The organism is Pseudomonas sp. MLB6B, assembly GCF_054508135.1.
In genome coordinates this window covers 1264617-1290622 of record NZ_CP199313.1, presented here as the reverse complement: position 1 = coordinate 1290622, position 26006 = coordinate 1264617, and the positions used below count along the sequence as shown (strand labels likewise).

Here is a 26006-nt window from a genome sequence, read left to right as displayed (position 1 = left end):
CGTCGTCGTTTCGGCCAGGGCGCGTGTCAGGCCTTGCCGAGTAGCTGGCGCAGGCCGTCCACCAATGCCGTGGGCCGGTCGAGGGCGAAGCGTTGCAGCAGGCGCGTGTTGTCTGCCCGTGAGTGGCGAATGTCGCCTGCACGTGCCGCCCGATGGCTGACTGGCGGCAAGCTGCCGATGACCTCTTCGAGCGCTGCCAACAATCGATTCAGCGACGTAGCTTGATTGAGGCCGATGTTCACCGCCCCTTCTTGCACCGCCGGCTGCATCAGCGCCTGCACCATCACCCGTACCAGATCGCCCACGTAAAGGAAGTCGCGGGTCTGCTCGCCATCGCCGAACAGCGTGATCGGCTGCTGATGCAGCGAACGCTCGGCGAAGATGCTGATGACCCCGGAATACGGCGAGGACGGATCCTGGCGCGGCCCGAAGATGTTGAAGAAACGCAGCACCACTGGCTCGAAACCATGCTGGCGGCGGTAGAAGTCCAAGTACTGCTCGCCAGCCAGCTTGTCCACGGCATAGGGCGTCAAAGGCGCTTTGGGCGTGTCTTCGCCGATGGCCTGGCCTTCGCCGTTGTTGCCGTACACCGCCGCGCTGGAGGCGTACAGTACCCGACGGATGCCGTGCACGCGCATGGCTTCGCAGACGTTCAGGGTGCCGATGAAGTTGCTCTGGTGGGTCTTCACCGGATCGTCGACCGACGCTTGCACCGAGGCCACGGCGGCCAGGTGTACCACCGCGGCGCAACCGGCCGCAGCGCGCAGCAGCAGCCCCGCATCGGCCACATCGCCTTCGATCAGCTCCAGGTGCGGGTGCTGTACTTGCAGGTTGCTGCGCTTGCCGGTGGAGAAGTCATCGAGAATGCGCACGCGATGGCCGCCCTCGAGCAAGGCGTCGCACAGGTGCGAGCCGATGAAGCCGGCACCGCCGGTAATCAGAATGGGAGCATCAGGCATTTCGGTAGAAGCGCTCCAGTAGAGGTGGCAGACCGGAGCGCCAGGCGCGCGGCTTGATGCCGAAGGTATGCAGAATCTTCTTGCAGGCCAGCACCGCGTTTTGCGGTTCTTCGCTAGCGTCGGCGCTGGCGGCGTGGGCTTGGGCGGTCGGCGCCTGCACGGCGAGCGGGTGACGCTGCGCGGCCTCGGCGAGGATGGCCTGGCCAAGCACCAGCGGCGTGGTGGCCTCGTTACCGGCGTAGTGGTAGGTGCCCCACAACGGCGATGCGCAATCGAGCTGCTTGAGCACCGAAAGGATCACCCGCGCCGCGTCGTCCACCGGGGTCGGATTGCCGCGGCGATCGTCGGCCAGGAACAGTTCCCGGTGCTGCTCGGCGCGGGTCAGAAAACGCCCCAGCAGGCCATCGACACTTTCGTCCAGCAGCCAGCCGAAGCGCAGCAGCACGTGTTGCGGGCAAGCGGCGCGCACGCTCTGCTCGATGCGCCACAGCGCCTGGCCACGTTGGCCCAGGGGGATGGGATCGTCCTTTTCGCTATAGGCCGTGGCGCGCGAGCCGTCGAACACCCGATAGCTGGACGGTTGCACCAAGGTGATCTGATGGTGCTGGCACAGTTGCGCCAGGCGTTCCACGCCCCGTTCCTGCTGCGCCAAGCGTTCGTCGCTGACGGCCTCGGCCTGGAACCAGTCGAAGTAGTAGGCCAGGTTGACCAGCGCGTCGGGGCGGTGGTCGTCGAGCAGTTGCGTCAGGCTGGCGGCATCCCAGCCCTGGTCTGGGGGGCGCGGCGCCAGGAACCCGATGTTGTCCTCGGCCCCGAGACGAATCAACGCTTGCCCAAGGGCATTGCCACCACCCAACAGCATCAAGCGCATTCGCATAGAGTCAGCAGATCCGAACAGATGAAAGGTAAGCGAACATTGTGAGGTGTCCATCCAGGGAAGTACAACCCCCGGTGCCGGCGATTGCCGTCACGATCAAGGCCGATGCCCGCCACTGCTGGAAATTGCGCCTGTCGTGTCCAGCATGAGCGCCGATGTTTGATGCCGACGTGCTTGCTGCGGGTGCATCATTCGATTTCGAACAATCCATGGCTGATCGGCCCGACGCTGAGCCGTTCGCGCACGTCGTCGTCGATGCGCGGGTCGTCCGGCTGGTACAGCTTCACCTGCCGGTAGGCATTGATACGGTTGATGTCTTCGCCCAGGTATTCCCAGACCACGCGGGTGCAGGCCGGGTTGCGCCGGTCGCCGCTGGAGACCCCGGTCTTGAGGCCATTGAGACGCGTCACCCGGCTCTTGAAGCTGGGAATCAGGATGGTCTGGCTGATTTCGTTGAAGGTGAGCGACTCGTAGTCGACCAGAAACAACCGGTCTTGCAGTTGGAACGCTGCTCCCAGGTAGCGGCAACGTACCCAGTCTTCGGCCTGCACGTTGCTGCTGCTGGTGCGCTCCTGGCGCTCCTGACGCTCGAACAGAAAACGCCCGCGCTCTTCGCGCAGGTGCACCAGCGACAGCAGGATCATGCCCGGCACCGACATGCAGTTGGCGTATTCGAAGTAGTAGCCGCAATAGCGCGACAGGTTGCCGCCGTGCTCGTGCAAAGGCTGGAACAGTTCGGCGATCGGGTCGCCTTGCGCACTCTGGGCGTCGGCGCCGTTGCGCGCGCCGATCAGCCGGGCGAACTGCTCGGGCGGCAGACCCAGTTCGTAGTCCTCGACGCCGAAGAAGTCGCCGATGCGTTTGAGGTTGTAGCTCGTCGGATGGCTCTGCCCGCTGAGGTACTTGTTGAACTGCGCGCGATTCATCGTCAATTTCCGGCAAACCTCGGAAATAGAGCGGTAATGGCTGCACGCCAGCTTGAGATTGAGGGCGAAGTGCTCACTCATGGCGGGTTCCATCTGATGCGAAGCGCGCCAGTATAGCATCAAGTCGCATCAATTCGGACCAAGCCGCGAAATTGTAACCCTTCTTGTCATAGCCAACCATGCGCCCCATTGAGTAGCGCTGCCCCTGGGCGGCCTGCTGGTGTCCAACGCGAAAAATAAGAATCGAGGTTCTTTTCATGCTCGAAGCACTCAACGATTTCCTCTCGGGGAAGCTTCTCATCGTGCTCATCGTCGGCCTGGGTAGCTACTTCACGATCCGCTCGCGGTTCGTGCAGTTCCGTCACTTCGGCCACATGTTCGGGGTCTTCAAGGAATCCCTTCGCGGCCAGGCAGGCCAACTCAGCTCGTTCCAGGCCTTGATGCTCAGCCTCGCCGGCCGCGTCGGCGCCGGCAACATCGCAGGCGTCGGTATCGCCGTGACCCTGGGCGGCCCAGGCGCGGTGTTCTGGATGTGGGTCACCGCCCTGGTCGGCATGGCCAGCAGCTTCTTCGAGTGCACCCTGGCCCAGGTCTACAAGCGTGCCGACGGCGATGGCCTGTACCGCGGCGGCCCGGCGTACTACATCCTGCACGGCCTGAAATTCAAGGGCATGGCGATCGTCTTCTCGCTGCTGCTGCTGGTCACCTACGGCTTCGCCTTCATCGGCTTGCAGTCCTACACCGTGACCCACTCGCTGCAAAACGCCTTCGCCTTCGAGCCGACCCACACGGGCATCGTGCTGGCCGTGCTGCTGGCCATCACCTTCATCGGCGGTATCAAGCGCATCGCTTCGGTGTCGGACCTGCTGGTGCCGATCAAGACCATGGCCTACATCGGCGTGACCCTCTACGTGATCGGCACGCAGATCGAACACGTGCCGGCCATGCTGGAAACCATCTTCAAGAGCGCCTTCGGCCTGGACCCTGCCTTCGGCGGCCTGCTGGGCAGCGCCATCGTCATGGGCGTCAAGCGTGGCGTGTTCGCCAACGAAGCCGGTCTGGGCAGCGCCCCGAACGTGGCCGCCGTGGCCGCCGTCAAGCACCCTGGCGCACAAGGCGTGGTGCAGGCGTTCAGCGTGTTCCTCGACACCTTCGTGATCTGCACCTGCACCGCCCTGCTGATCCTGCTCTCGGGCTTCTACACCCCGGGCTTCGAAGGCGACGGCATCGTGCTGACGCAGAACTCGCTGGCCGCCGTGGTCGGTGACTGGGGCCGCATCTTCGTCAGCGTCGCGCTGTCGCTGTTCGTCTTCACCTGCATCCTCTACAACTACTACCTGGGCGAGAACAGCCTGCAGTTCCTGACCCGCAACCGCGCCGTGCTGATGGGCTTCCGCGCGCTGGTGCTGGTGCTGGTGATCTGGGGCTCGACACAAGACCTGTCGACCGTGTTCGCCTTCGCCGACATCACCATGACCTGCCTGGCGTTCGTCAACCTGATCGCCCTGACCCTGCTGTTCAAGGTCGGCCTGCGGGTGATGCGCGACTACGACGCCCAGCGCCGCGCCGGCGTCAAGCAGCCGGTGTTCGATTCCAGCCAGTTTGCCGACCTGGACCTGGACCGCGCCGCCTGGCCCGCCAACCCGCAACAGACCGTCGCCACCGATACCACGGTCGGCCAAGCGCACCCCCTGCGCTGAGCCCTGTGCCAGCCGCCCCGTCCGCGGGCGGCTGACGTAAGCTTCGTCCCCAATGCACCCGCCCGACGGTCCAGCGCCCAGCCGCGCCGGATCGCCGCCGGAATGGGCTGCGCTCGAGTCCGATCTCGCTAAGGAATGCGCCATGCGTGCAGTCAACAACCTTCTCGTCCTCTACACCGGTGGCACCATCGGCATGCTGGAAACCCCCGAGGGCCTGGCTCCGGCCGGCGGTTTCGAAGCGCGCATGCGCGACCATCTGGCCCACTGCGGCGATGCCCCGCAATTGCGCTGGGCGCTGCGCGAGCTCGACCCGCTGATCGACAGCGCCAACATGCAGCAGGTCAACTGGCTGGCCATGCGCGAGGCCATCGTCGAAGGGGTCGAGCGTGACGGCCACGACGGCGTGCTGGTGCTGCACGGGACCGACACCCTGGCCTACAGCGCCGCGGCCCTGTCGTTCCTGCTGCTGGGCCTGCCGGTGCCGGTGCTGCTGACCGGCTCCATGCTGCCGGCCGGCACGCCGGACAGCGACGCCTGGGACAATCTGATCGGCGCCCTGCGCCAGTTCGAGCAGGGTTTGGAGAATGGCGTGCAGCTGTTCTTCCACGGCCAGTTGCTGCACGGCTGCCGAGCCTCGAAGCTGCGCAGCGAGGCGTTCGACGCGTTCACCGCGCCGGCCCGCCATCGCCAGGGCGAGCGCGCCGCCGAACCGCCCGCCACGCTGAGCTATCGTCAGGTGCGCCAGCCGGTGAAGCTTGCGGTACTGCCAGTGTTTCCCGGTCTTGGCGCCGAGCTCCTGCACGGGCTGCTGGCCAGCGGCATCCGTGGGCTGGTGCTGGAGTGCTACGGCAGCGGCACCGGGCCGTCCGACGACCTGGCGCTGCTCGACGCGCTGCACACGGCGCGCCAGCAGGGTGTGCTGGTGGTCGCCATCAGCCAGTGCCCCGAGGGTTCGGTAGTGTTCGACACCTATGCGGCCGGCAGCCGCCTGCGTGATGCCGGGCTGCTCAGCGGCGGCGGCATGACCCGCGAGGCGGCGCTGGGCAAGCTGTTCGGCTTGCTAGGTGCGGGGCTGGACAGGGAGACGGCTGCGCACTGGTTCCAACTGGATCTGTGCGGCGAGCGTGCCTGATCGGGTGGGATGATCCTGCCCTGTGCAAACGCCAACGGCGCCTGCTTCCCCCGTAGCAGGCGCCGTTTGACTTTGCATGGCCTATGGCAGGTGCGCTGCCGAGCAAACCGCGTTTCAGCCATGCTTCAGATGCTATGCGTAACGCCGCCATCGACCTTGAGGTTCTGCCCGGTGATGTAGGCCGCACCCTCGCTGGCCAGGAAGGCGATGGTCGCCGCGACTTCCTCGCTCGTCCCGTAGCGCTTGAGCGGCACGCTGTCGCGACGTTCTTCGGTCGCCGGCAGGCTGTCGATCCAGCCGGGCAGCACGCTGTTGATGCGCACGTTATCGGCGGCGAAGTGATCGGCGAAGATCTTGCTGAAGGCCGCCAGGCCTGCGCGGAACACGGCCGAGGTGGGGAACAGCGCGTTGGGCTCGAAGGTCCAGGCGCTGGAGATGTTGATGATGGCGCCGCCCTTCTGCCGCTGCATGATCGGCGCCACCAGCCGCGTGGGGCGGATGACGTTGAGCAGGTAGGTATCCATGCCGACATGCCAGTCCTCGTCGCTGATCTCCAGGATCGGCGCACGCGGGCCGTGGCCGGCGCTGTTGACCAGCACGTCGATGCGGCCCCATTGGGCCATCACCGCATCGACCAGGCGTTGCAGGTCGGCGGTCGACTGGTTGCTGCCGGTGACGCCGATGCCGCCCAGTTCGTGGGCCAGCGCCTCGCCTTTGCCCGACGACGACAGGATGCCCACTTTGAAGCCATCGGCAGCCAAACGCCGCGCCGCCGCTGCGCCCATGCCGCTACCGCCGGCGGTGATGATCGCTACTTTTCCTACCGTCATGTTTGCTGCCTCCAGGACTGTGTTCGTTCAGATGGAGTGACGGTAGCAGCGCGGGTTGCTATGAGGGAGACAGCCAGGATATGCCGAGACGATAGCTCAGCTACTGCCTGCCTGAGCCTTGAGCCATCGCGTCACTTGTTGCAGCACCGACGCGTTGCGCGATTTGTACGGCCAGACCAGGTAGAAGCCCTGCTCGAGGCCAAGTCGTTGCGCGAACACCTGCACCAGCCGACCCGCCGCAATGTCTTCGGCCACGAACGCTGCGGTGGCAAGAGCGATACCCTGCCCACCGACCGCAGCCTCGATCGCCAGGGACGCTTGATTGAAACGCATGTGTTTGGTCGTGAGCGACGCATGCTGCGGGAACAGCTTTGCAATGAAGGCCGGCCAATGGTCGTGGGCGTCATGCAGCAGGGCAAAGCCTTGCAGGTCGTCGAAACGGTCGGGCATGGCCTTGTCGTGGAACAGCATCGGGCTCGCCACCGCGACGATGTGCTGTTCGAACAACCGCTCCACGTGCAAACCCGGGCCGAAGCCGGGCACCCCATAACGTACGGCAAGGTCGACCCCATCGGTCTGGAAATGCGAAAGCCGCTCGGTCGCCAGCACGCGCAGGTCGATCTCGGGGTGGCATTGGGCAAAGCTGCCCAGCCGAGGGATCAGCCATTTCGAAGCGAAGCTCGGGGTAACGCTGACGGTGACATGCAGCGGCTCGGGTTTGAGCAGGCGGGTGGCCTCGTCGATCATCGACAAGGCGCTGCGCACGCTGCCGCTGTAGGCGCGCCCGGCATCGGTCAGCGCCAGGCCCCGTGGCAGGCGCTCGAACAAACGCACGGCCAGATGGGCTTCCAAGCCTCTGATCTGCTGGGCCACGGCTGCCTGCGTAACGCCGATTTCTTCGGCGGCCAGGCGGAAGTTGAGGTGACGGGCGACCACTTCGAAGATGCGCAAAGCGTTGAGCGGTGGGAGGGTGGGGAAACCGTTGGGCATGGGGGTGTGCACTTGGCGTATGCGTTGAGTGGAAGTGAGTTTCGCACACTGCCTGTCTTTTTACGGGCAGTATCACAGCGCCCTCAGTGACGGCTCCGGCCACATGGCCTGTGAGGGAGGTTACTGCTATGATTCTTTTCAGGTTTTTGAGGAGCCGCCTTATGAAATTCAAAGTTTTTTTCTCGAGAAAGCTTGTAGCAGAGGCCAACTCCAAGCTCGCCAGACGTAAAGGTAGCCTGCGCAGCGAACTTCCGCTGGAAGTAGGGGATATCATCTATAGTAATTATCAAAGCGCAGACGAAATAAGATCAGCCTTTGAAGCCGCCTCGGCTCGACTCCGAAAGGCATAAGGGCGTGGAAAAAGGAAGTTATAACTTCATCTATACGGAACTGGTGAAGAACGAGGACGATATCCTCGGAATAATTGCATACTCTCTCTATAAGCGGCAAAAGATTGAATTCGTCAAAAGCTTCGAGGCCCGTCATGGACGAGCGCCTACTGACGCAGACCTGTCTCATTTCCATGAGGTGAGCAACTCGGAATTTCAGCTCCAGGCATACCGTAATCAAGCGGATAAGCTGGCTCAGGACTTCCTCACCATTACATTGGAAACCAGAGCTGAAGAGCTTGAAAAATATTACGACGCGAAGCTTACGAGTGAAATAAAACGTTACAGACCAAGCTTTTGGCTTGGTGTTTCTCAGGGAGTGGTTGCCTCAGTTATATTTGTGTTGTTACTGGGCGTTTTGGTTATCTTCACGTGGAGCCTTAATCAAGGACCAAGACAAGTCATTGAACAGATTTTCAACGTCAGCATTGTGGATGCCGACTCCGGCGGCTCTGAACCGAATCCGTAGCGAAAGCAGCGCCTGACCCTAACCACTTAGTCGGTTGGCTCACTTTGTAAAAGCTGTCGCGAGATGACGCACGCTGGAATCATGTCACCTGAATTCATAAAGTCCCTGAAGCCAAGCACTCGAGCTCAAGACTTGATTCTTTATTGTGGAAACAATAAAAAAGCGAAGCCAAATCAATGGCTTCGCTTCCAATATTTACGCTTCTGAAGAACCTACACTTCAGAACGGAATATCGTCATCGAAACTGTCGAAATCCGCCGCCGGCTGCTGTTGCTGTTGCGCCGGCTGCTGCTGTTGCTGCTGAGGACGCTGTGGTGCCTGCTGCGGGCGCTGGGCCTGCTGGCGTGGCGCCTGGTTGTATTGCTGCTGGCCGTTGTCCTGGTTGTACTGCTGCTGACCACCACCTTGGTTGTAACCGTCGTTGCCGCCCTGCTGGTTCTGCGGACGGCCGCCCAGCAGCTGCATGGTGCCGTTGATGTCGACGATGATTTCGGTGGTGTAACGCTTGATGCCGTCCTTTTCCCACTCGCGGGTCTGCAGCTTGCCTTCGATGTAGCACTGCGAACCCTTGCGCAGGTATTCGCCGGCGATCTCGGCGACCTTGCCGAACAGCGACACACGGTGCCACTCGGTACGCTCGACCTTCTGCCCGGACTGCTTGTCGGTCCACTGCTCGCTGGTGGCCAGGCTCAGGTTGGTCACGGCGTTACCGTTGGGCAGGTAGCGGACTTCGGGATCCTGGCCGCAGGTGCCGACCAGAATGACTTTGTTAACCCCACGGGCCATAACGTTCTCCTAGGCTTCGCACGCCGATGAAGCTGGGTTGACCAGCCGTTCCAAGGTCGTGCGATCCAAAATTTTCGTATCCAGTTTGATGTAGATGGCAGCTTCGTCTGCCACCACCACGGCGTCGGTCACACCCGGCACAGCCATGAGGCGTTCAGCCAACCCGGCGTCACGCATCGCCTCGGGCGTCAGCGGCAGGCGCAGGCTGGTCACGTAGGGCGGCTCGTTCATGCCCACGGTGCCCACCAGCCATACCACGCACAACGCTGCGCATCCGAGGAACACCACGCTCAAGCCGCCGTGCTGGTACAACCAGCCACCGAGAATGCCGCCCAGCGCCGCGCCGAGGAACTGACTGGTGGAATACACCCCCATGGCCGTGCCTTTGCCGCCCGCAGGCGACACCTTGCTGACCAGGGAAGGCAGCGACGCCTCGAGCAGGTTGAACGCCGTAAAGAATATCACGGTGCCGATGACCAGTCCGCGCAAGTTGTCAGCCCATTGCCAGAAGAACACCTCCACCAGCAGCAGCACACCGACCGCCCCAAGCAACACGCGCTTCATCTTGCGCTTCTTCTCGCCGTAGATGATGAACGGCACCATTGCGAAAAATGAAATGAGCAAGGCGGTCAGGTATACCCACCAGTGCTCTTCCTTGGGCAGTCCTGCACCGACGTAGGCCAGCGGCAAGGCGATGAAACTGGCCATGAGGATGGCGTGCAGGACGAAGATGCTCAGGTCCAGCCGCAGCAGGTCCGGATGGCGCAGCGTGGGGCCCAGGGCCTGGCGGGCGACGCCTGATTCGCGGTGCGAAAGCGTGCTGTGCGCACTCGGCACGACGAAGGCCACGATGGCCAGCCCGACCACCGCCAGCGCCCCTGTGGCGAGGAAAAGGCCTGACAGGCCGAAGGCACTTGTCAGCAGCGGGCCGACGACCATCGCCACGGCGAACGACAGGCCGATGCTCATGCCGATCATGGCCATGGCCTTGGTGCGGTGTTGCTCGCGGGTCAGGTCGGACAGCAGTGCCATGACCGCCGCGGAAATCGCTCCCGCGCCTTGCAGCACCCGCCCCAGGATCACGCCCCAGATGGAGTCGGCCTGCGCCGCCAGCACGCTGCCCAGGGCGAACACCAAAAGGCCGAGGTAGATCACCGGGCGACGGCCGATGCGGTCGGAAATCATCCCGAACGGGATCTGCAGCACCGCCTGGGTCAGGCCGTAGGCGCCGATGGCCAGGCCGATCAGCGCCGGCGTGGCGCCCGCCAGGTCCATCCCGTAGGTCGCCAACACCGGCAGCACCATGAACATGCCCAGCATGCGAAAGGCGAAGACCAGGGCAAGCCCGCCTGCGGCGCGCGTTTCAGTGCCACTCATGCGTTCGCTATGGGTGTCGTGCATGGATAAACCTCGTGTGAACCGGCGGCGATTCTATCAGTCGGACCGCTTATGGGCATATACGCGACGCTTTGCCGCGTGATGGCAGAGGGCCGTATACTTTTTCGTTTATGCCCGCCAAGCGAGGCTGCAGTGGACAAAATCCTGATCCGTGGGGCACGTACCCACAACCTGAAAAATATTGATCTGACCCTTCCACGGGACAAGCTCATCGTCATTACCGGGCTGTCCGGTTCCGGCAAGTCCTCACTGGCCTTCGACACCCTCTACGCCGAGGGACAACGCCGCTACGTGGAGTCGCTTTCGGCCTACGCGCGGCAGTTCCTGTCGATGATGGAAAAGCCCGACGTCGATACCATCGAAGGTCTGTCGCCGGCCATTTCCATCGAACAGAAATCCACCTCGCACAACCCTCGCTCCACCGTCGGCACCATCACCGAGATCTACGACTACCTGCGCCTGCTCTACGCCCGCGTCGGTACGCCGCGCTGCCCGGACCACGACATCCCGCTGGAAGCCCAGACCGTCAGCCAGATGGTCGACCTGGTGCTCGAGCAACCCGAGGGCACCAAGCTGATGCTGCTCGCACCGGTGGTGCGCGAGCGCAAGGGTGAGCATCTGGCCGTGTTCGACGAGCTGCGGGCGCAAGGCTTCGTGCGCGCCCGCATCAACGGCAAGTTGTACGAACTCGACGAAGTGCCCAAGCTCGACAAGCAGAAGAAGCACAGCATCGATGTGGTGATCGACCGTTTCAAGGTGCGCAGCGATCTGCAACAGCGTCTGGCCGAGTCGTTCGAGACCGCGCTGAGGATGGCCGATGGCATCGCGCTGATCGCGCCCATGGACGAAGAGGGTGGCGAAGAGACCATCTTCTCGGCACGCTTCGCCTGCCCGATCTGCGGCCATGCCATCAGCGAACTGGAACCCAAGCTGTTCTCCTTCAACAACCCGGCCGGCGCCTGCCCGACCTGCGACGGCCTGGGGGTCAAGCAGTTCTTCGACATCAAGCGCTTGGTCAACGGCGAGCTGACCCTGGCCGAAGGCGCGATCCGTGGTTGGGACAGGCGCAACGTCTACTACTTCCAGATGCTCGGCTCACTGTCCAAGCAGTACGGCTTCAGTTTGGACAAGCCGTTCGGCGAGCTGTCGGCCGACCACCAGAAGGTCATCCTGCAAGGCAGCGGTAAACAGAACGTCGATTTCAAGTACCTCAACGACCGGGGCGACATCGTCAAGCGCTCGCACCCCTTCGAAGGCATCGTGCCGAACCTGGAGCGGCGCTATCGCGAGACCGAATCGTCGACCGTGCGCGAAGAGCTGGCCAAGTTCCTCGGCACCCAGCCCTGCCCCGATTGCCGCGGCACGCGCCTGCGCCGTGAGGCGCGGCATGTATGGGTAGGCGAAAAGACCCTGCCTGCGGTCACCAACATGCCGATCGGCGATGCCAGTGGTTACTTCGACCAGCTGACGCTGACTGGGCGCCGTGGCGAGATCGCCTCGAAAATCCTCAAGGAGATCTGCGAGCGCTTGCAGTTCCTGGTCAACGTCGGCCTCGACTATTTGACCTTGGACCGCAGCGCCGAAACTCTCTCCGGCGGCGAGGCGCAGCGTATCCGTCTGGCCAGCCAGATCGGCGCGGGCCTGGTAGGTGTGATGTACATCCTCGACGAGCCCTCCATCGGCCTGCACCAGCGCGACAATGACCGTCTGCTGGGTACGCTCAACCACCTGCGCGATCTGGGCAACACCGTGATCGTGGTCGAGCACGACGAAGATGCCATCCGCCTGGCGGACTACGTGGTCGATATCGGCCCGGGTGCCGGCGTCCATGGTGGCGCCATTGTCGCCGAGGGCACGCCTGACGAAGTCATGGCGCATCCGGATTCACTGACAGGCAAATACCTGTCTGGGCGTAAGAAGATCGTCGTGCCGGCCAAGCGTACGCCGCGCAACAAGAAGCTGTCGCTCAAGCTAAAGGGCGCGCGTGGCAACAATTTGCAGAACGTCGATCTGGAATTGCCGATCGGTCTGCTGACGTGTGTGACCGGCGTTTCGGGATCGGGTAAGTCGACCCTGATCAACAACACGCTTTATCCGCTGGCGGCCACCGCACTCAATGGCACCACTAGCCTGGAGGCCGCTGCGCACACCAGCATGGACGGCCTGCAGCACCTGGATAAAGTGGTCGACATCGACCAGAGCCCCATCGGCCGCACGCCCCGCTCCAACCCAGCCACCTATACTGGGCTGTTCACGCCCATCCGTGAGCTGTTCTCCGGGGTGCCGGAATCGCGCTCGCGCGGCTATGGGCCAGGGCGTTTCTCCTTCAACGTCAAAGGCGGTCGTTGCGAGGCTTGCCAGGGTGACGGTCTGATCAAGGTGGAAATGCACTTCCTGCCCGACGTGTACGTGCCATGCGACGTGTGCAAGAGCAAGCGCTACAACCGCGAAACGCTGGAAGTGAAGTACAAGGGCAAGAACATCCATGAAGTGCTGGAGATGACCATCGAAGAGGCGCGCGGCTTCTTTGACGCCGTCCCCGCCCTGGCGCGCAAGCTACAGACGCTGATGGACGTGGGCTTGTCCTATATCAAGCTGGGGCAGTCGGCTACAACGCTTTCGGGGGGCGAGGCGCAGCGGGTGAAGCTGTCGCGCGAGCTGTCCAAGCGCGACACCGGCAAGACGCTGTACATCCTCGACGAACCCACCACTGGACTGCACTTCGCGGACATACAACAACTGCTCGATGTACTGCATCGTCTGCGCGACCACGGCAATACCGTGGTGGTGATCGAGCACAACCTGGATGTGATCAAGACGGCTGACTGGCTGGTGGATCTGGGTCCTGAAGGGGGCTCCAAAGGTGGGCAGATCATTGCCAGCGGTACACCGGAAGAACTGGCCAAGGCGAAACAGTCCTATACCGGGCATTACTTGAAACCCTTGCTGGAACGCGATAAGGCATAAGTTTCAGGCAGCCAAACAAAAAGCCCCGCCAAGTCGACCTGGCGGGGCTTTTTCATGTTTGCGCAGTGGCCATCACATCTGCGATTGCAGATAGTTCTGCAAGCCGATGGATTTGATCAGGCCTTGCTGCTTTTCCAACCAGTAGGTGTGGTCTTCTTCGGTATCGGCCAACTGCACGCGCAGGATGTCGCGACTGATGTAGTCCTGGTGCAGTTCGCACAGCTCGATGCCTTTGCACAATGCGGCGCGGACTTTGTATTCCAGACGCAGATCGGCAGCGATCATCTCCGGCACCGTGGTACCCACGTCCAGGTCGTCCGGGCGCATGCGCGGCGTGCCTTCGAGCATCAGGATACGGCGCATGAGCGCGTCGGCGTGTTGTGCCTCTTCTTCCATCTCATGATTGATGCGCTCGTAGAGCTTGGACAGACCCCAGTCTTCGTACATGCGCGAGTGGATGAAATACTGATCGCGTGCTGCCAGTTCGCCCGTCAGCAACGTGTTGAGATAATCGATTACGTCCGGGTGACCTAACATCGACGTGATACTCCCTGAGTCATAGCGGTATGCACATAGTGTGAACCACGATCCGTTGGAGGTCACTGAAAAAGAGGAAGATCCTTGCAAAAAAGTCGGCAAACAGTAGTGATATTCATTGAAAAACCGCCCAAATGAGGGCGGTTCTTCTTAGCATTAAGAGTTAGGCGAGATTACGCCCCAACGCCCTGACGATCCCTTCGCCGTATTGTGGGTCCGCTTCGTAGAAGTAGGCCAATTGGCGTTCGACAACATCGTCGCTCACACCGGCCATGCTGCCGGCGATATTGTTGACCAACAGCGCCTGTTGCTCGCTGCTCATCAAGCGGAACAGCGCACCCGCGTGGCTGAAGTAATCACCATCGACGCGGTGGTCATGGCGGTCAGCCGCACCACTGAGCGGCAGCGCCGGCTCCGCATGGCGCGCAGACTGCTTGGGTGCGTCGCTGTAGCTGTTGGGCTCATAGTTCGGTGCCGCTCCATACGTGCCCTGGGCCATGGCGCCATCACGCTGGTAGCTGTGCACGGCGCAGCGTGGAGCGTTGACCGGCAATTGCTGGTGATTGGTCCCTACACGATAACGATGCGCGTCGGCATAGGCGAACACGCGGCCTTGCAGCATACGGTCGGGCGAAAGCCCTACCCCGGGCACCATGTTGCTCGGCCCGAAAGTGGCTTGTTCGACTTCGGCGAAGTAGTTGAGCGGGTTGCGATTGAGCTCCAGCACGCCGACTTCGATCAGCGGGAATTCCTTTTGCGACCAGGTCTTGGTCACGTCGAACGGGTTCTCTTCGCGGTTGGCCGCTTGCGCTTCGCTCATGACCTGAATGCAGGCGGTCCACTTTGGATAGTCGCCACGCTCGATGGCCTCGAACAGATCACGCTGGGCATAGTCGGGATCGGTACCGGCCAGACGTGCGGCATCGGCCACGGACAGGTTCTTGATGCCTTGCTGGGTCTTGAAGTGCCATTTGACCCAGGTGCGTTGCCCCTGAGCATTCACCAAGCTGTAAGTGTGGCTGCCAAAGCCGTGCATGTGCCGGTAGCCGTCGGGGATGCCCCGGTCCGAGAACAGGATGGTGACCTGGTGCAGGGCTTCAGGCGAGTGCGACCAGAAATCCCACATCATCTGCGCATTCTTCAGGTTGGTCTGGGGGTGGCGCTTTTGGGTGTGGATGAAATCGGGAAACTTCAGTGGGTCACGGATGAAGAACACCGGGGTGTTATTGCCGACGATGTCCCAATTACCTTCTTCGGTATAGAACTTGAGGGCGAAGCCACGGGGGTCGCGTTCCGTATCGGCCGAGCCGCGCTCGCCACCGACCGTGGAAAAGCGCAGGAAGGTGTCGGTTTGCTTGCCGACCTGTTCGAACATGCGCGCACTTGTGTAGGCGCTGATATCGCGAGTGACGGTGAAGGTGCCGTAGGCACCAGAGCCCTTGGCATGCACACGGCGCTCAGGGATGTTTTCGCGGTTGAAGTGGGCGAGCTTTTCGATCAGGTGAAAGTCGTCCAGCATCAATGGCCCACGTGGGCCAGCGGAGCGAGAGTTTTGGTTGTCGGCGACGGGTGCGCCGCTGGCGGTAGTGAGGATCGTGGTCATGGGCTCTCCTGAACGAATGGCGTTGCCAACGGTGTGGCTTGGCGAGAAGTATGCCGACCAACGGTCTATTGCTCTAATTGATTGATGCTTTGGTATCGATAGCCTTCGACAATATTCCAGGCGCAAAAAAACCGGACACTAGGTCCGGTTCTTTCGTGATCAGACTGACGTCTTATTCAGCAGCTTCTACAGCGCCGCCGACAGGACGATCAACCAGCTCGACGTACGCCATTGGCGCGTTGTCGCCAGCGCGGAAACCGCACTTGAGGATGCGCAGGTAGCCGCCTTGACGGGTGGCGTAGCGCTTGCCCAGATCGTTGAACAGTTTGCCAACGATGGCTTTCGAACGAGTACGGTCGAAGGCCAGACGACGGTTGGCAACGCTGTCTTCCTTGGCCAGGGTGATCAGCGGCTCGGCAACGCGACGCAGTTCTTTGGCTTTCGGCAGGGTAGTTTTGATCAGCTCGTGCTCGAACAGCGACACCGCCATGTTCTGGAACATAGCTTTACGGTGAGAGCTGGTACGGCTCAGGTGACGTCCACTTTTACGATGACGCATGATTCATTCCTTACCAAACACTACGTTCGGTGGTTACGACGATCAGGCAGTCGCCTTGTCGTCTTTCTTAAGACTTGCAGGCGGCCAGTTGTCGAGGCGCATGCCGAGAGACAGACCACGCGAAGCCAGCACGTCCTTGATTTCGGTCAGGGACTTCTTGCCGAGGTTAGGAGTTTTCAACAGCTCTACTTCGGTACGCTGAATCAGGTCGCCGATGTAGTAGATGTTCTCCGCCTTCAGGCAGTTGGCCGAACGTACGGTCAGTTCAAGGTCGTCTACCGGGCGCAGCAGGATCGGATCGATCTCGTCTTCCTGCTCAACCACTACCGGCTCACTGTCACCTTTGAGATCGACGAACGCAGCCAGCTGCTGTTGCAGGATGGTTGCGGCGCGGCGAATGGCCTCTTCAGGATCCAGGGTACCGTTGGTTTCCAGATCGATGACCAGCTTGTCCAGGTTGGTACGCTGTTCAACACGGGCGTTCTCGACCACATAGGCGATACGACGCACCGGGCTGAACGAAGCGTCCAGCTGCAAACGGCCAATGCTGCGGCTTTCGTCTTCGTCGGTTTGACGGGAGTCGGCCGGCTCGTAACCGCGACCACGAGCTACGGTGAGCTTCATGTTCAAGGCGCCGTTGGACGCCAGGTTCGCGATTACGTGATCGGGATTGACGATCTCGACATCATGATCCAGCTGAATATCGGCAGCGGTAACCACCCCCGAACCCTTTTTCGACAAGGTCAGCGTAACTTCGTCACGACCGTGCAGCTTGATAGCCAGGCCTTTCAGGTTCAACAGGATTTCAATGACATCTTCCTGTACACCTTCGATCGCGGAGTACTCGTGGAGCACGCCCTCGATCTCGGCCTCGACTACTGCACAGCCAGGCATGGAGGACAACAGGATGCGGCGCAGCGCGTTGCCCAGGGTATGGCCGAAACCACGCTCGAGAGGCTCGAGCGTAATCTTAGCGCGGGTAGGACTGACAACCTGCACATCGATGTGGCGGGGTGTCAGGAACTCATTTACCGAAATCTGCATGGATGCACCTATTTTCTAGCCCTTACTTGGAGTAGAGCTCGACAATCAGGTTTTCGTTGATGTCGGCGGACAGGTCGCTGCGAGCAGGAACGTTCTTGAAAACGCCCGACTTTTTAGCAGCATCCACGTCGACCCACTCAACTCGGCCACGCTGGGCGCACAGTTCAAGGGCTTGAACAATGCGCAGCTGGCTCAGCGATTTCTCGCGAACCGAGACCACGTCACCCGGACGAACTTGGTAGGATGGAATGTTCACAGTCTTACCGTTGACGCTGATCGCTTTGTGCGAAACCAGCTGGCGGGACTCGGAACGGGTAGAACCGAAGCCCATACGGTAGACGACGTTATCCAGACGGCACTCGAGCAGTTGCAGCAGGTTCTCACCAGTGGCGCCTTTTTTCGAGGCTGCCGCTTGGTAGTAACCGCGGAACTGACGCTCCAGAACACCGTAGATACGACGGACTTTTTGTTTCTCGCGCAGCTGGGTACCGTAGTCGGACTGACGGCCACGGCGCTGGCCGTGGATACCTGGGGCTGCTTCGATGTTGCACTTCGATTCCAGAGCGCGAACGCCGCTCTTCAGGAACAGGTCAGTGCCTTCACGGCGAGACAGTTTGCATTTTGGACCAATGTAACGTGCCATTTATCTGTCTCCTGATTACACGCGACGCTTCTTCGGCGGACGGCACCCGTTATGCGGGATTGGCGTCACGTCGGTGATGCTGGCGATCTTGTAGCCGCAGCTGTTCAAAGCACGAACGGCGGACTCACGACCTGGACCTGGACCCTTGACGTTGACGTCGAGGTTCTTAAGACCGTATTCCAGCGCAGCTTGACCAGCACGTTCGGCAGCGATCTGAGCTGCGAACGGAGTGGATTTGCGCGAACCACGGAAACCGGAACCACCGGAAGTCGCCCAGGACAATGCATTGCCCTGACGGTCGGTGATGGTCACGATAGTGTTGTTGAAAGACGCATGGATGTGGGCGATGCCATCAACCACTGTCTTTTTGACTTTCTTACGAGGACGAGCAGCAGGTTTTGCCATGTCTATATTCCTGGGCGGTTACTTGCGGATCGGCTTACGCGGGCCCTTACGGGTGCGTGCGTTGGTCTTGGTACGCTGACCGCGAACCGGCAGACCTTTACGATGGCGCAGACCGCGGTAGCAGCCCAGGTCCATCAAGCGCTTGATCTTCATGTTGATGTCACGACGCAGGTCACCTTCGGTGGTGAACTTCGCGACTTCGCCACGCAGGGTTTCGATTTGCTCGTCGCTCAGATCCTTGATCTTTGCGGCTGGGTTTACGCCAGCGTCTGCACAGATTTTCTGTGCAGTGGTGCGACCGACACCATAGATGTAGGTCAGCGAGATAACAGTATGCTTGTTATCTGGAATGTTGACGCCTGCAATACGGGCCATTCAGTGGGACTCCAATTGACAGCTACCTACGCCCCGGAAGCCAAGAAATAGGGCGCGAGATAATATCGCTGTAGAAACGATTAATCAACCCAGCAGCGCACTAGCTGCTGGGCTTAAAGCACAATCACACTCAGCCTTGGCGCTGTTTGTGACGCGGTTCCGCGCTGCAGATCACGCGCACGACACCTTCGCGGCGAATAATCTTGCAGTTACGGCACAGCTTTTTCACCGATGCACGAACTTTCATTACCGACTCCTCGACCTTAGGGGCGTATCAGCGCAGCAGACTGCTGCCACCGTAGCCTTTCAGGTTGGCTTTCTTCATCAGGGATTCGTACTGGTGCGAAACGAGGTGCGATTGTACTTGGGACATGAAGTCCATCACAACCACTACCACAATCAGCAACGAGGTCCCGCCAAGGTAGAACGGCACGTTTGCAGCTACGACCAGGAACTGGGGCAGCAGGCATACGGCCATCATGTATAGAGCACCGAACATGGTCAAACGGGTCAGCACGCCATCAATGTAGCGAGCCGACTGTTCGCCCGGACGGATACCCGGAATAAAGGCACCGGACTTCTTCAGGTTTTCCGCTACGTCTTTCGGATTGAACATCAGCGCTGTGTAGAAGAAGCAGAAGAAAATGATCCCTGCACTAAACAGCAAGATGTTCAACGGCTGACCAGGAGCGATCGACTGCGAGATGTCTTGCAGCCAGCCCATACCTTCGGACTGACCGAACCAGGCACCCAGCGAAGCCGGGAACAGCAGAATGCTGCTGGCGAAGATGGCTGGGATGACCCCTGCCATGTTCACCTTGAGCGGCAAGTGGCTGGTCTGCGCAGCGAAGACCTTGCGGCCCTGCTGACGCTTGGCATAGTGAACGGCGATACGACGCTGACCACGCTCAATGAACACCACAAAACCGATGATCGCTACTGCCAGCAATCCGATTGCGACCAAGGCGAAAATGTTGATATCGCCGGTACGCGCAGACTCGAAAGACTGCCCGATTGCTCTCGGAAGACCGGCAACGATACCTGCGAAGATCAACATCGAGATACCGTTGCCCACACCGCGCTCGGTGATCTGCTCGCCCAGCCACATCATGAACATCGCGCCTGCCACGAAGGTGGAGACGGCGACGACATGGAAGCCAAGGCCAACAGAAAACGCCACGCCCTGGTTGGCCAAGCCAATGGACATGCCAATCGCTTGAACCAATGCCAGGATTACAGTGAGGTAGCGGGTGTACTGGCTGATCTTGCGACGGCCAGCTTCACCTTCCTTCTTCAACTGCTCCAGCTGTGGGCTGACAGCGGTCATGAGCTGCATGATGATCGATGCCGAAATGTACGGCATGATCCCCAGTGCAAAAATGCTCATGCGCTCCAGCGCACCACCGGAAAACATGTTGAACAAGCTAAGAATGGTCCCCTCATTCTGCCGAAACAGATCCGCCAGACGGTCGGGATTGATGCCAGGCACCGGGATATGCGCGCCGATCCGGTAGACGATGATCGCCAGAAACAGAAAGCGCAGACGAGCCCAGAGTTCCGACATCCCGCCCTTACCGAGCGAAGAGAGAGCACCTTGCTTAGCCATTTATTCCTCGAACTTGCCGCCAGCTGCTTCGATAGCCGCACGCGCACCTTTGGTGGCTGCGATACCCTTGATGGTGACTGCACGGGTGACTTCGCCAGACAGCATGATTTTCACACGCTGTACGTTCTGGTTGATCACGTTGGCATCCTTCAAGGATTGCACGGAGACGATGTCGCCTTCCACTTTGGCCAGCTCGGACAGACGCACTTCGGCGCGGTCCATGGCTTTCAGGGAAACGAAACCGAACTTCGGCAGGCGACGGTGCAGCGGCTGTTGGCCACCCTCGAAGCCTGGAGCAATGGTGCCACCGGAACGGGAGGTCTGACCTTTGTGGCCGCGGCCGCCAGTCTTACCCAGACCGCTACCGATACCACGACCCGGACGATGCTTCTCGCGACGGGAACCCGGCGCTGGACTCAGATCATTGAGTTTCATCGATTAACCCTCAACGCGCAGCATGTAGTAAGCCTTGTTGATCATCCCGCGGTTTTCGGGAGTATCTTGGACTTCTACGGTGTGACCGATGCGACGCAGACCCAGGCCTTTAACGCACAGAATGTGGTTAGGCAGGCGGCCGGCGGTGCTTTTGATCAGCGTTACTTTAACGGTAGCCATGATCAGAAGATCTCCTCGACGCTCTTGCCGCGCTTGGCAGCAATGGATTCAGGAGATTGCATGGCTTTCAGACCCTTGAAGGTGGCGTAGACCACGTTCACTGGGTTGGTCGAACCGTAGCACTTGGCCAGAACGTTCTGAACGCCAGCAACTTCCAGGACGGCACGCATAGCGCCGCCGGCGATGATACCGGTACCTTCCGAGGCAGGCTGCATGTAGACCTTCGAGGCGCCGTGGGCGGCCTTGGTGGCGTACTGCAGGGTGGTGCCTTTCAGGTCGACCTGAATCATGTTGCGACGAGCAGCTTCCATGGCTTTCTGGATCGCAGCAGGTACTTCGCGCGATTTGCCACGGCCGAAACCAACACGGCCCTTGCCATCACCTACCACGGTCAGCGCGGTAAAGGTGAAGATACGGCCGCCTTTGACGGTTTTGGCTACGCGGTTAACTTGAACCAGCTTCTCGATGTAGCCTTCGTCGCGCTTTTGATCGTTATTTGCCATAACTTAGAACTCCAGCCCGCCTTCACGAGCAGCATCAGCCAGCGCTTTGACGCGGCCATGGTACTTGAAGCCGGAACGGTCAAAGGCAACTTGAGATACACCAGCGGCTTTCGCACGCTCAGCGACCAGCTTGCCAACCTTAGTGGCCGCGTCGATGTTGCCAGTGGCGCCATCACGCAGGTCTTTGTCCAAGGTCGAGGCGCTTGCCAGAACCTTGCTGCCGTCTGCCGAAATGACTTGGGCATAGATGTGCTGCGACGAACGGAACACGCAGAGGCGCACGACTTCGAGTTCGTGCATTTTCAGGCGTGCTTTGCGAGCGCGACGCAGTCGAATAACTTTTTTGTCGGTCATTTGCTAGGCCCTACTTCTTCTTGGCTTCTTTACGACGGACTACTTCGTCCGCGTAACGCACACCTTTGCCTTTGTACGGCTCTGGCGGACGGAAACCGCGGATTTCAGCGGCCACCTGACCCACCAGCTGCTTGTCGATACCCTTGATCAGGATGTCGGTCTGGCTTGGGGTTTCAGCGGTGATGCCGGCTGGAAGTTCGTAGTCCACTGGGTGCGAGAAGCCCAGGGCCAGGTTCAGGACGGTGCCTTTTGCCTGGGCCTTGTAACCAACACCGACCAGCTGGAGCTTACGCTCGAAGCCTTGGCTTACGCCTTGGACCATGTTGTTCACCAGAGCACGGGTAGTACCGGCCATGGCGCGAGCTTGCTGATCACCGTTGCGAGCGACGAAACGCAGCTCACCAGATTCTTCGGTAACTTCAACAGACGAGTGAACGTTCAGTTCGAGAGTGCCCTTGGCACCCTTCACCGAAAGCTGCTGACCGGCGAATTTGACTTCGACGCCCGATGGCAGCTTAACGGGGTTCTTAGCGACGCGAGACATGCCTATCCCCCCTTAGAACACAGTGCAGAGCACTTCGCCGCCGACACCGGCAGCCCGCGCAGCACGATCCGTCATCACACCCTTGTTGGTGGAGACGATGGATACGCCCAGACCGCCACGAACTTTCGGCAGATCAGAAACGGATTTGTACTGGCGCAGGCCTGGACGGCTGGAGCGCTTCAGTTCCTCGATGACCGGACGGCCTTCGAAGTACTTCAGTTCAAGGGAGAGAGAAGGCTTGGCTTCAGCGCTGACTTCGTAGCCAGCAATGTAACCTTCGTCCTTCAGAACTTTGGCAACCGCAACCTTCAACGTCGAAGAAGGCATGCTCACGACTGACTTCTCAGCCATCTGGGCATTACGGATGCGAGTTAGCATGTCCGCTAACGGGTCCTGCATACTCATGGGCTAGATGCTCCTGATACAAGAATTATTAGCCTTGCGGCTATCACAACCACCTGAGCAGGCAGGGCAAAAGGCCCGGACCCAGGTGAGCCGGTCATTCTAGACACAAGACAAAAACGAAACAAGCCCCATGAAGGGGCTTGTTTCGTTGCAGCGTCACCGGCGGTCGGAAGGTTACCCCTCCGACGCGGTGTTCTGACTTACCGAGCTTACCAGCTGGCCTTGACCAGACCCGGTACGTCACCGCGCATTGCAGCTTCGCGCAGCTTGTTACGGGACAGGCCGAACTTACGGTATACACCGTGCGGACGACCGGTCAGGCGGCAGCGGTTACGCAGGCGCGCAGCGCTTGCGTCGCGTGGTTGCTTCTGCAGAGCGACAACGGCGGCGAAACGGTCTTCCGGGGAAGCGTTCAGGTCGACGATGGTCGCTTTCAGTTCAGCACGCTTTTTGGCGAACTTAGCTACCGTGAGCTGACGCTTCAGCTCGCGGTTTTTCATGCTCTTCTTGGCCATTTTCCTACTCCAATCAGTTGCGGAACGGGAATTTGAATGCACGCAGCAGAGCGCGGCCTTCGTCATCCGAACGAGCAGTGGTGGTCAGGGTAATGTCCAAACCGCGCAGAGCATCGATCTTGTCGTAATCGATTTCCGGGAAGATGATCTGCTCTTTCACGCCCATGCTGTAGTTGCCGCGACCATCGAAGGACTTGGCATTGAGGCCGCGGAAGTCGCGGACACGTGGCAGGGAGATCGCCAGCAGGCGGTCCAGGAACTCGTACATACGGTCGCTACGCAGAGTCACCTTGACACCGATCGGCCATCCTTCGCGGACTTTGAAGCCAGCGATGGATTTGCGAGCGAACGTCACGACTGGCTTTTGACCAGTGATCTTTTCCAGGTCGGCAACAGCGTGCTCGATGACTTTCTTGTCACCGACCGCTTCGCCCAGACCCATGTTCAGGGTGATTTTGGTAACGCGTGGAACTTCCATCACGTTCGAAAGCTTAAGTTCATCCTTAAGCTTGGGAGCGATTTCGTTCCGGTAAATCTCTTTCAGTCGTGCCATGGTCTTCTACCTAGCAGTGTTCAAGCATCAACCGCTTTTTGGGTCGACTTGAAGACACGAATTTTCTTACCGTCTTCAACCTTGAAACCAACGCGGTCAGCTTTGTTGGTTTCGCCATTGAAGATGGCAACGTTGGAAGCGTGCAGAGGCGCTTCTTTCTCGACGATACCGCCTTGTACGCCCGCCATCGGGTTAGGCTTGGTATGACGCTTGACCAGGTTGACCCCGCCGATGACCAGACGGTCGTCAGCGAGTACCTTCAGCACCTTACCGCGCTTACCTTTGTCTTTGCCGGCGATCACGATGATCTCGTCGTCACGACGAATCTTTTGCATGTCGGATCTCCTTAGAGCACTTCAGGGGCGAGCGAGACGATCTTCATGAACTTCTCGTTGCGAAGTTCACGGGTCACTGGCCCGAAGATGCGAGTGCCGATCGGCTCTTGCTTGTTGTTCAGCAGAACAGCAGCGTTACCGTCGAAACGAATGATGGAACCGTCAGCGCGACGTACACCGTGACGGGTACGGACAACAACGGCAGTCATCACTTGGCCTTTTTTGACCTTACCGCGAGGAATCGCTTCCTTGACGGTAACCTTGATGATGTCACCGATGCCGGCGTAACGGCGGTGGGAACCGCCGAGCACCTTGATGCACATGACGCGACGAGCGCCGCTGTTATCGGCCACATCGAGCATGGATTGAGTCTGAATCATAAAATTTCTCCGACCCCTAGCCCTTAGACTTCAACAGCGCGTTCGAGGACTTCAACCAGTGCCCAGGACTTGGTCTTGGCCAGCGGACGCGTTTCGGTGATCGAAACCTTGTCGCCGATCTTGCACTGGTTGGTTTCGTCGTGCGCGTGCAGCTTAGTCGAACGCTTAACGTATTTACCGTAGATCGGGTGCTTGACGCGACGCTCGATCAATACGGTGATGGTCTTGTCCATTTTGTCGCTGACGACACGGCCAGTCAGCGTACGGACGGTTTTTTCAGCTTCAGCCATGATCACTTACCTGCCTGCTGGTTGAGCACAGTTTTCACGCGAGCGATGTCACGCTTAACTTGCGAGAGCAGGTGCGACTGCCCCAACTGGCCAGTTGCTTTCTGCATGCGCAGATTGAACTGGTCGCGCAGCAGGCCGAGCAGTTGCTCGTTCAGCTGCTGTGCCGATTTTTCACGAAGTTCATTCGCTTTCATCACATCACCGTCCGCTTAACAAAGGAGGTGGCGAGAGGCAGCTTTGCAGCAGCCAGGGCGAATGCTTCGCGCGCCAGCTCTTCAGAAACACCCTCGATCTCGTACAGGACTTTGCCTGGTTGGATCTGGGCAACCCAGTACTCCACGGAACCCTTACCTTTACCCATACGAACCTCGAGAGGCTTCTTGGTAACAGGCTTGTCCGGGAAGACACGGATCCAGATCTTGCCGCCACGTTTCACGTGACGGGTCAGCGCACGACGCGCGGACTCGATCTGACGGGCGGTAAGACGACCGCGAGCAACAGCTTTCAGGGCGAACTCGCCGAAGCTGACTTTGCTACCGCGCAGTGCCAGACCACGGTTGTGGCCAGTCATCTGCTTGCGGAATTTTGTACGCTTAGGTTGCAACATTTGGCGTACCCCTTACTTAGCAGCTTTTTTACGAGGCGCTGGTGCTTGTGGTTTCAGCTCTTCTTGGCGACCACCAATAACTTCGCCTTTGAAGATCCAAACCTTCACACCGATCACACCGTAGGTGGTGTGAGCTTCGTAGGTGTTGTAGTCGATATCGGCACGCAGGGTGTGCAGAGGCACACGACCTTCGCGATACCACTCGGTACGTGCGATCTCGGCACCGCCGAGACGACCGCTCACCTGGATCTTGATGCCCTTGGCACCAATACGCATGGCGTTCTGAACGGCGCGCTTCATGGCGCGACGGAACATAACGCGGCGCTCCAGCTGCTGAGCTACGCTTTGCGCAACCAGCATGGCGTCGAGTTCCGGCTTGCGGATCTCTTCGATGTTGATGTGCACAGGCACACCCATCTGCTTGGTCAGGTCCTGACGCAGCTTCTCGACATCCTCACCCTTCTTACCGATAACGATACCGGGACGAGCGGTGTGGATGGTGATGCGTGCAGTTTGGGCCGGACGATGGATATCGATACGGCTTACGGACGCGCTTTTTAATTTGTCTTGGAGGTACTCACGTGTTTTCAGATCCTTCAACAGGTAATCTGCGTAAGTAGCACCGTCTGCGTACCAGACGGAGGTGTGCTCCTTGACGATTCCCAGGCGAATGCCAGTGGGATGTACTTTCTGACCCATCTGATCGACTC

36 protein-coding genes are annotated in these 26006 nt (G+C 59.9%); 5 read left to right on the top strand and 31 right to left on the bottom strand.

Annotated features, from left to right (window positions below; translation table 11 throughout):
• Nucleotides 1-26 precede the first annotated feature (26 nt).
• The 4 genes from ACSMEV_RS05580 to ACSMEV_RS05565 all read right to left on the bottom strand — a co-directional run bounded on the left by ACSMEV_RS05580 (nucleotide 27) and on the right by ACSMEV_RS05565 (nucleotide 3021).
• Nucleotides 27-959, bottom strand: coding sequence for an NAD-dependent epimerase/dehydratase family protein (locus ACSMEV_RS05580; protein ID WP_459207559.1), 933 nt, complete (start codon nucleotides 957-959; stop codon nucleotides 27-29).
• Entirely contained in the window at nucleotides 952-1836 is an 885-nt protein-coding gene (locus ACSMEV_RS05575; protein WP_459207558.1) for a sugar nucleotide-binding protein, read from the bottom strand. The genes ACSMEV_RS05580 and ACSMEV_RS05575 overlap by 8 nt, the downstream gene beginning before the upstream one ends.
• 188 nt (nucleotides 1837-2024) lie before the next feature.
• On the bottom strand, nucleotides 2025-2843 hold the full coding sequence (locus ACSMEV_RS05570; protein ID WP_459207557.1) for an XRE family transcriptional regulator: 819 nt from the start codon (nucleotides 2841-2843) through the stop codon (nucleotides 2025-2027).
• Complete coding sequence (locus ACSMEV_RS05565; protein ID WP_296269217.1) at nucleotides 2836-3021, bottom strand: hypothetical protein; 186 nt, start codon at nucleotides 3019-3021, stop codon at nucleotides 2836-2838. The genes ACSMEV_RS05570 and ACSMEV_RS05565 overlap by 8 nt, the downstream gene beginning before the upstream one ends.
• Here ACSMEV_RS05565 and ACSMEV_RS05560 point away from each other — a divergent pair.
• Nucleotides 3020-4462: an alanine/glycine:cation symporter family protein gene (locus tag ACSMEV_RS05560; RefSeq protein ID WP_459207556.1), complete on the top strand. Its 1443-nt coding sequence runs from the start codon at nucleotides 3020-3022 to the stop codon at nucleotides 4460-4462. The genes ACSMEV_RS05565 and ACSMEV_RS05560 overlap by 2 nt on opposite strands.
• 142 nt (nucleotides 4463-4604) lie before the next feature.
• Nucleotides 4605-5594 carry an asparaginase gene (locus tag ACSMEV_RS05555; protein WP_459207555.1) on the top strand — a complete coding sequence of 330 codons (990 nt, stop codon included), beginning with the start codon at nucleotides 4605-4607 and terminating at the stop codon, nucleotides 5592-5594.
• 125 nt (nucleotides 5595-5719) lie between these two features.
• On the opposite strand, the gene ACSMEV_RS05550 is transcribed toward ACSMEV_RS05555, so the two are convergent.
• Complete coding sequence (locus ACSMEV_RS05550; RefSeq protein ID WP_459207554.1) at nucleotides 5720-6424, bottom strand: SDR family oxidoreductase; 705 nt, start codon at nucleotides 6422-6424, stop codon at nucleotides 5720-5722.
• Between the two features lie 96 nt (nucleotides 6425-6520).
• Nucleotides 6521-7414 carry a LysR substrate-binding domain-containing protein gene (locus ACSMEV_RS05545; RefSeq protein WP_459207553.1) on the bottom strand — a complete coding sequence of 298 codons (894 nt, stop codon included), beginning with the start codon at nucleotides 7412-7414 and terminating at the stop codon, nucleotides 6521-6523.
• 161 nt (nucleotides 7415-7575) lie between these two features.
• On the opposite strand from ACSMEV_RS05545, the gene ACSMEV_RS05540 reads away from it, so the two are divergent.
• A complete protein-coding gene (locus ACSMEV_RS05540) occupies nucleotides 7576-7764 on the top strand; it encodes a hypothetical protein (RefSeq protein WP_459207552.1) in 189 nt (62 codons plus the stop codon).
• A gap of 4 nt (nucleotides 7765-7768) precedes the next feature.
• A complete protein-coding gene (locus ACSMEV_RS05535) occupies nucleotides 7769-8272 on the top strand; it encodes a hypothetical protein (RefSeq protein WP_459207551.1) in 504 nt (167 codons plus the stop codon).
• Nucleotides 8273-8491: 219 nt separating this feature from the next.
• On the opposite strand, the gene ACSMEV_RS05530 is transcribed toward ACSMEV_RS05535, so the two are convergent.
• Together ACSMEV_RS05530 and ACSMEV_RS05525 are read right to left on the bottom strand one after the other, a co-directional pair.
• A complete protein-coding gene (locus ACSMEV_RS05530) occupies nucleotides 8492-9058 on the bottom strand; it encodes a single-stranded DNA-binding protein (protein ID WP_413045560.1) in 567 nt (188 codons plus the stop codon).
• Nucleotides 9059-9067: 9 nt separating this feature from the next.
• Complete coding sequence (locus ACSMEV_RS05525) at nucleotides 9068-10459, bottom strand: MFS transporter (RefSeq protein ID WP_459207550.1); 1392 nt, start codon at nucleotides 10457-10459, stop codon at nucleotides 9068-9070.
• A gap of 129 nt (nucleotides 10460-10588) precedes the next feature.
• On the opposite strand from ACSMEV_RS05525, the gene uvrA reads away from it, so the two are divergent.
• Nucleotides 10589-13423 (top strand): excinuclease ABC subunit UvrA, encoded by a 2835-nt coding sequence (gene uvrA, locus ACSMEV_RS05520; RefSeq protein ID WP_459207549.1) that lies wholly within the window; start codon nucleotides 10589-10591, stop codon nucleotides 13421-13423.
• Between the two features lie 72 nt (nucleotides 13424-13495).
• Here the strand turns inward: uvrA and bfr are convergent, their stop codons facing one another.
• The 23 genes from bfr to rpsC all read right to left on the bottom strand — a co-directional run bounded on the left by bfr (nucleotide 13496) and on the right by rpsC (nucleotide 25995).
• A complete protein-coding gene (gene bfr, locus ACSMEV_RS05515) occupies nucleotides 13496-13960 on the bottom strand; it encodes a bacterioferritin (RefSeq protein ID WP_296269209.1) in 465 nt (154 codons plus the stop codon).
• A 163-nt stretch (nucleotides 13961-14123) separates the two neighbouring features.
• The gene (locus ACSMEV_RS05510; protein WP_459207548.1) at nucleotides 14124-15563 is read right to left on the bottom strand and encodes a catalase; all 1440 of its coding nucleotides are present in this window, start codon (nucleotides 15561-15563) and stop codon (nucleotides 14124-14126) included.
• Nucleotides 15564-15735: 172 nt separating this feature from the next.
• Nucleotides 15736-16122, bottom strand: coding sequence for a 50S ribosomal protein L17 (gene rplQ, locus ACSMEV_RS05505; RefSeq protein ID WP_028695417.1), 387 nt, complete (start codon nucleotides 16120-16122; stop codon nucleotides 15736-15738).
• A 42-nt stretch (nucleotides 16123-16164) separates the two neighbouring features.
• A complete protein-coding gene (locus ACSMEV_RS05500) occupies nucleotides 16165-17166 on the bottom strand; it encodes a DNA-directed RNA polymerase subunit alpha (RefSeq protein ID WP_296269207.1) in 1002 nt (333 codons plus the stop codon).
• Nucleotides 17167-17188: 22 nt separating this feature from the next.
• Nucleotides 17189-17809, bottom strand: coding sequence for a 30S ribosomal protein S4 (rpsD, locus tag ACSMEV_RS05495; protein ID WP_028695415.1), 621 nt, complete (start codon nucleotides 17807-17809; stop codon nucleotides 17189-17191).
• Between the two features lie 15 nt (nucleotides 17810-17824).
• On the bottom strand, nucleotides 17825-18214 hold the full coding sequence (gene rpsK / locus ACSMEV_RS05490) for a 30S ribosomal protein S11 (RefSeq protein ID WP_003255454.1): 390 nt from the start codon (nucleotides 18212-18214) through the stop codon (nucleotides 17825-17827).
• A gap of 18 nt (nucleotides 18215-18232) precedes the next feature.
• Entirely contained in the window at nucleotides 18233-18589 is a 357-nt protein-coding gene (gene rpsM, locus ACSMEV_RS05485) for a 30S ribosomal protein S13 (RefSeq protein ID WP_003255457.1), read from the bottom strand.
• Nucleotides 18590-18719: 130 nt separating this feature from the next.
• Entirely contained in the window at nucleotides 18720-18836 is a 117-nt protein-coding gene (gene rpmJ / locus ACSMEV_RS05480; RefSeq protein WP_002555468.1) for a 50S ribosomal protein L36, read from the bottom strand.
• Between the two features lie 27 nt (nucleotides 18837-18863).
• Nucleotides 18864-20195: a preprotein translocase subunit SecY gene (secY, locus tag ACSMEV_RS05475; protein ID WP_028695413.1), complete on the bottom strand. Its 1332-nt coding sequence runs from the start codon at nucleotides 20193-20195 to the stop codon at nucleotides 18864-18866.
• Nucleotides 20196-20630 (bottom strand): 50S ribosomal protein L15, encoded by a 435-nt coding sequence (rplO, locus tag ACSMEV_RS05470; protein WP_043192539.1) that lies wholly within the window; start codon nucleotides 20628-20630, stop codon nucleotides 20196-20198.
• A gap of 3 nt (nucleotides 20631-20633) precedes the next feature.
• Nucleotides 20634-20810, bottom strand: coding sequence for a 50S ribosomal protein L30 (gene rpmD / locus ACSMEV_RS05465; protein ID WP_029614570.1), 177 nt, complete (start codon nucleotides 20808-20810; stop codon nucleotides 20634-20636).
• 2 nt (nucleotides 20811-20812) lie between these two features.
• Nucleotides 20813-21313 carry a 30S ribosomal protein S5 gene (rpsE, locus tag ACSMEV_RS05460; protein WP_003255465.1) on the bottom strand — a complete coding sequence of 167 codons (501 nt, stop codon included), beginning with the start codon at nucleotides 21311-21313 and terminating at the stop codon, nucleotides 20813-20815.
• A gap of 3 nt (nucleotides 21314-21316) precedes the next feature.
• Entirely contained in the window at nucleotides 21317-21667 is a 351-nt protein-coding gene (gene rplR / locus ACSMEV_RS05455) for a 50S ribosomal protein L18 (protein WP_003255467.1), read from the bottom strand.
• A 10-nt stretch (nucleotides 21668-21677) separates the two neighbouring features.
• Nucleotides 21678-22211, bottom strand: coding sequence for a 50S ribosomal protein L6 (gene rplF, locus ACSMEV_RS05450; RefSeq protein WP_060478898.1), 534 nt, complete (start codon nucleotides 22209-22211; stop codon nucleotides 21678-21680).
• Nucleotides 22212-22223: 12 nt separating this feature from the next.
• Nucleotides 22224-22616, bottom strand: coding sequence for a 30S ribosomal protein S8 (gene rpsH, locus ACSMEV_RS05445; protein WP_296269205.1), 393 nt, complete (start codon nucleotides 22614-22616; stop codon nucleotides 22224-22226).
• 209 nt (nucleotides 22617-22825) lie between these two features.
• The gene (gene rpsN, locus ACSMEV_RS05440; protein WP_296269204.1) at nucleotides 22826-23131 is read right to left on the bottom strand and encodes a 30S ribosomal protein S14; all 306 of its coding nucleotides are present in this window, start codon (nucleotides 23129-23131) and stop codon (nucleotides 22826-22828) included.
• A 13-nt stretch (nucleotides 23132-23144) separates the two neighbouring features.
• Nucleotides 23145-23684 carry a 50S ribosomal protein L5 gene (rplE, locus tag ACSMEV_RS05435; protein ID WP_296269203.1) on the bottom strand — a complete coding sequence of 180 codons (540 nt, stop codon included), beginning with the start codon at nucleotides 23682-23684 and terminating at the stop codon, nucleotides 23145-23147.
• A gap of 20 nt (nucleotides 23685-23704) precedes the next feature.
• Nucleotides 23705-24019, bottom strand: a complete 315-nt coding sequence (gene rplX, locus ACSMEV_RS05430) for a 50S ribosomal protein L24 (RefSeq protein WP_003255476.1) — start codon at nucleotides 24017-24019, stop codon at nucleotides 23705-23707.
• 11 nt (nucleotides 24020-24030) lie between these two features.
• Nucleotides 24031-24399: a 50S ribosomal protein L14 gene (rplN, locus tag ACSMEV_RS05425; protein ID WP_011063774.1), complete on the bottom strand. Its 369-nt coding sequence runs from the start codon at nucleotides 24397-24399 to the stop codon at nucleotides 24031-24033.
• A 23-nt stretch (nucleotides 24400-24422) separates the two neighbouring features.
• The gene (gene rpsQ, locus ACSMEV_RS05420) at nucleotides 24423-24689 is read right to left on the bottom strand and encodes a 30S ribosomal protein S17 (protein WP_023534981.1); all 267 of its coding nucleotides are present in this window, start codon (nucleotides 24687-24689) and stop codon (nucleotides 24423-24425) included.
• A 2-nt stretch (nucleotides 24690-24691) separates the two neighbouring features.
• Nucleotides 24692-24883 (bottom strand): 50S ribosomal protein L29, encoded by a 192-nt coding sequence (rpmC, locus tag ACSMEV_RS05415; protein WP_002555481.1) that lies wholly within the window; start codon nucleotides 24881-24883, stop codon nucleotides 24692-24694.
• Nucleotides 24883-25296: a 50S ribosomal protein L16 gene (rplP, locus tag ACSMEV_RS05410; RefSeq protein WP_009397508.1), complete on the bottom strand. Its 414-nt coding sequence runs from the start codon at nucleotides 25294-25296 to the stop codon at nucleotides 24883-24885. Before rplP ends, rpmC begins: the two co-directional genes overlap by 1 nt.
• A 12-nt stretch (nucleotides 25297-25308) precedes the next feature.
• The gene (rpsC, locus tag ACSMEV_RS05405) at nucleotides 25309-25995 is read right to left on the bottom strand and encodes a 30S ribosomal protein S3 (protein WP_003255481.1); all 687 of its coding nucleotides are present in this window, start codon (nucleotides 25993-25995) and stop codon (nucleotides 25309-25311) included.
• Nucleotides 25996-26006: the final 11 nt, after the last annotated feature.

Bases quoted from the DNA above. Each gene is read 5' to 3' on its own strand.
- ACSMEV_RS05580 (WP_459207559.1), bottom strand. From the start codon at position 959: ATGCCTGATGCTCCCATTCTGATTACCGGCGGTGCCGGCTTCATCGGC.
- ACSMEV_RS05575 (WP_459207558.1), bottom strand. From the start codon at position 1,836: ATGCGAATGCGCTTGATGCTGTTGGGTGGTGGCAATGCCCTTGGGCAA.
- ACSMEV_RS05570 (WP_459207557.1), bottom strand. From the start codon at position 2,843: ATGAGTGAGCACTTCGCCCTCAATCTCAAGCTGGCGTGCAGCCATTAC.
- ACSMEV_RS05560 (WP_459207556.1), top strand. From the start codon at position 3,020: ATGCTCGAAGCACTCAACGATTTCCTCTCGGGGAAGCTTCTCATCGTG.
- ACSMEV_RS05565 (WP_296269217.1), bottom strand. From the start codon at position 3,021: ATGAAAAGAACCTCGATTCTTATTTTTCGCGTTGGACACCAGCAGGCC.
- ACSMEV_RS05555 (WP_459207555.1), top strand. From the start codon at position 4,605: ATGCGTGCAGTCAACAACCTTCTCGTCCTCTACACCGGTGGCACCATC.
- ACSMEV_RS05550 (WP_459207554.1), bottom strand. From the start codon at position 6,424: ATGACGGTAGGAAAAGTAGCGATCATCACCGCCGGCGGTAGCGGCATG.
- ACSMEV_RS05545 (WP_459207553.1), bottom strand. From the start codon at position 7,414: ATGCCCAACGGTTTCCCCACCCTCCCACCGCTCAACGCTTTGCGCATC.
- ACSMEV_RS05540 (WP_459207552.1), top strand. From the start codon at position 7,576: ATGAAATTCAAAGTTTTTTTCTCGAGAAAGCTTGTAGCAGAGGCCAAC.
- ACSMEV_RS05530 (WP_413045560.1), bottom strand. From the start codon at position 9,058: ATGGCCCGTGGGGTTAACAAAGTCATTCTGGTCGGCACCTGCGGCCAG.
- ACSMEV_RS05525 (WP_459207550.1), bottom strand. From the start codon at position 10,459: ATGCACGACACCCATAGCGAACGCATGAGTGGCACTGAAACGCGCGCC.
- bfr (WP_296269209.1), bottom strand. From the start codon at position 13,960: ATGTTAGGTCACCCGGACGTAATCGATTATCTCAACACGTTGCTGACG.
- ACSMEV_RS05510 (WP_459207548.1), bottom strand. From the start codon at position 15,563: ATGACCACGATCCTCACTACCGCCAGCGGCGCACCCGTCGCCGACAAC.
- rplQ (WP_028695417.1), bottom strand. From the start codon at position 16,122: ATGCGTCATCGTAAAAGTGGACGTCACCTGAGCCGTACCAGCTCTCAC.
- ACSMEV_RS05500 (WP_296269207.1), bottom strand. From the start codon at position 17,166: ATGCAGATTTCGGTAAATGAGTTCCTGACACCCCGCCACATCGATGTG.
- rpsD (WP_028695415.1), bottom strand. From the start codon at position 17,809: ATGGCACGTTACATTGGTCCAAAATGCAAACTGTCTCGCCGTGAAGGC.
- rpsK (WP_003255454.1), bottom strand. From the start codon at position 18,214: ATGGCAAAACCTGCTGCTCGTCCTCGTAAGAAAGTCAAAAAGACAGTG.
- rpsM (WP_003255457.1), bottom strand. From the start codon at position 18,589: ATGGCCCGTATTGCAGGCGTCAACATTCCAGATAACAAGCATACTGTT.
- rpmJ (WP_002555468.1), bottom strand. From the start codon at position 18,836: ATGAAAGTTCGTGCATCGGTGAAAAAGCTGTGCCGTAACTGCAAGATT.
- secY (WP_028695413.1), bottom strand. From the start codon at position 20,195: ATGGCTAAGCAAGGTGCTCTCTCTTCGCTCGGTAAGGGCGGGATGTCG.
- rplO (WP_043192539.1), bottom strand. From the start codon at position 20,630: ATGAAACTCAATGATCTGAGTCCAGCGCCGGGTTCCCGTCGCGAGAAG.
- rpmD (WP_029614570.1), bottom strand. From the start codon at position 20,810: ATGGCTACCGTTAAAGTAACGCTGATCAAAAGCACCGCCGGCCGCCTG.
- rpsE (WP_003255465.1), bottom strand. From the start codon at position 21,313: ATGGCAAATAACGATCAAAAGCGCGACGAAGGCTACATCGAGAAGCTG.
- rplR (WP_003255467.1), bottom strand. From the start codon at position 21,667: ATGACCGACAAAAAAGTTATTCGACTGCGTCGCGCTCGCAAAGCACGC.
- rplF (WP_060478898.1), bottom strand. From the start codon at position 22,211: ATGTCTCGCGTCGCTAAGAACCCCGTTAAGCTGCCATCGGGCGTCGAA.
- rpsH (WP_296269205.1), bottom strand. From the start codon at position 22,616: ATGAGTATGCAGGACCCGTTAGCGGACATGCTAACTCGCATCCGTAAT.
- rpsN (WP_296269204.1), bottom strand. From the start codon at position 23,131: ATGGCCAAGAAGAGCATGAAAAACCGCGAGCTGAAGCGTCAGCTCACG.
- rplE (WP_296269203.1), bottom strand. From the start codon at position 23,684: ATGGCACGACTGAAAGAGATTTACCGGAACGAAATCGCTCCCAAGCTT.
- rplX (WP_003255476.1), bottom strand. From the start codon at position 24,019: ATGCAAAAGATTCGTCGTGACGACGAGATCATCGTGATCGCCGGCAAA.
- rplN (WP_011063774.1), bottom strand. From the start codon at position 24,399: ATGATTCAGACTCAATCCATGCTCGATGTGGCCGATAACAGCGGCGCT.
- rpsQ (WP_023534981.1), bottom strand. From the start codon at position 24,689: ATGGCTGAAGCTGAAAAAACCGTCCGTACGCTGACTGGCCGTGTCGTC.
- rpmC (WP_002555481.1), bottom strand. From the start codon at position 24,883: ATGAAAGCGAATGAACTTCGTGAAAAATCGGCACAGCAGCTGAACGAG.
- rplP (WP_009397508.1), bottom strand. From the start codon at position 25,296: ATGTTGCAACCTAAGCGTACAAAATTCCGCAAGCAGATGACTGGCCAC.
- rpsC (WP_003255481.1), bottom strand. From the start codon at position 25,995: ATGGGTCAGAAAGTACATCCCACTGGCATTCGCCTGGGAATCGTCAAG.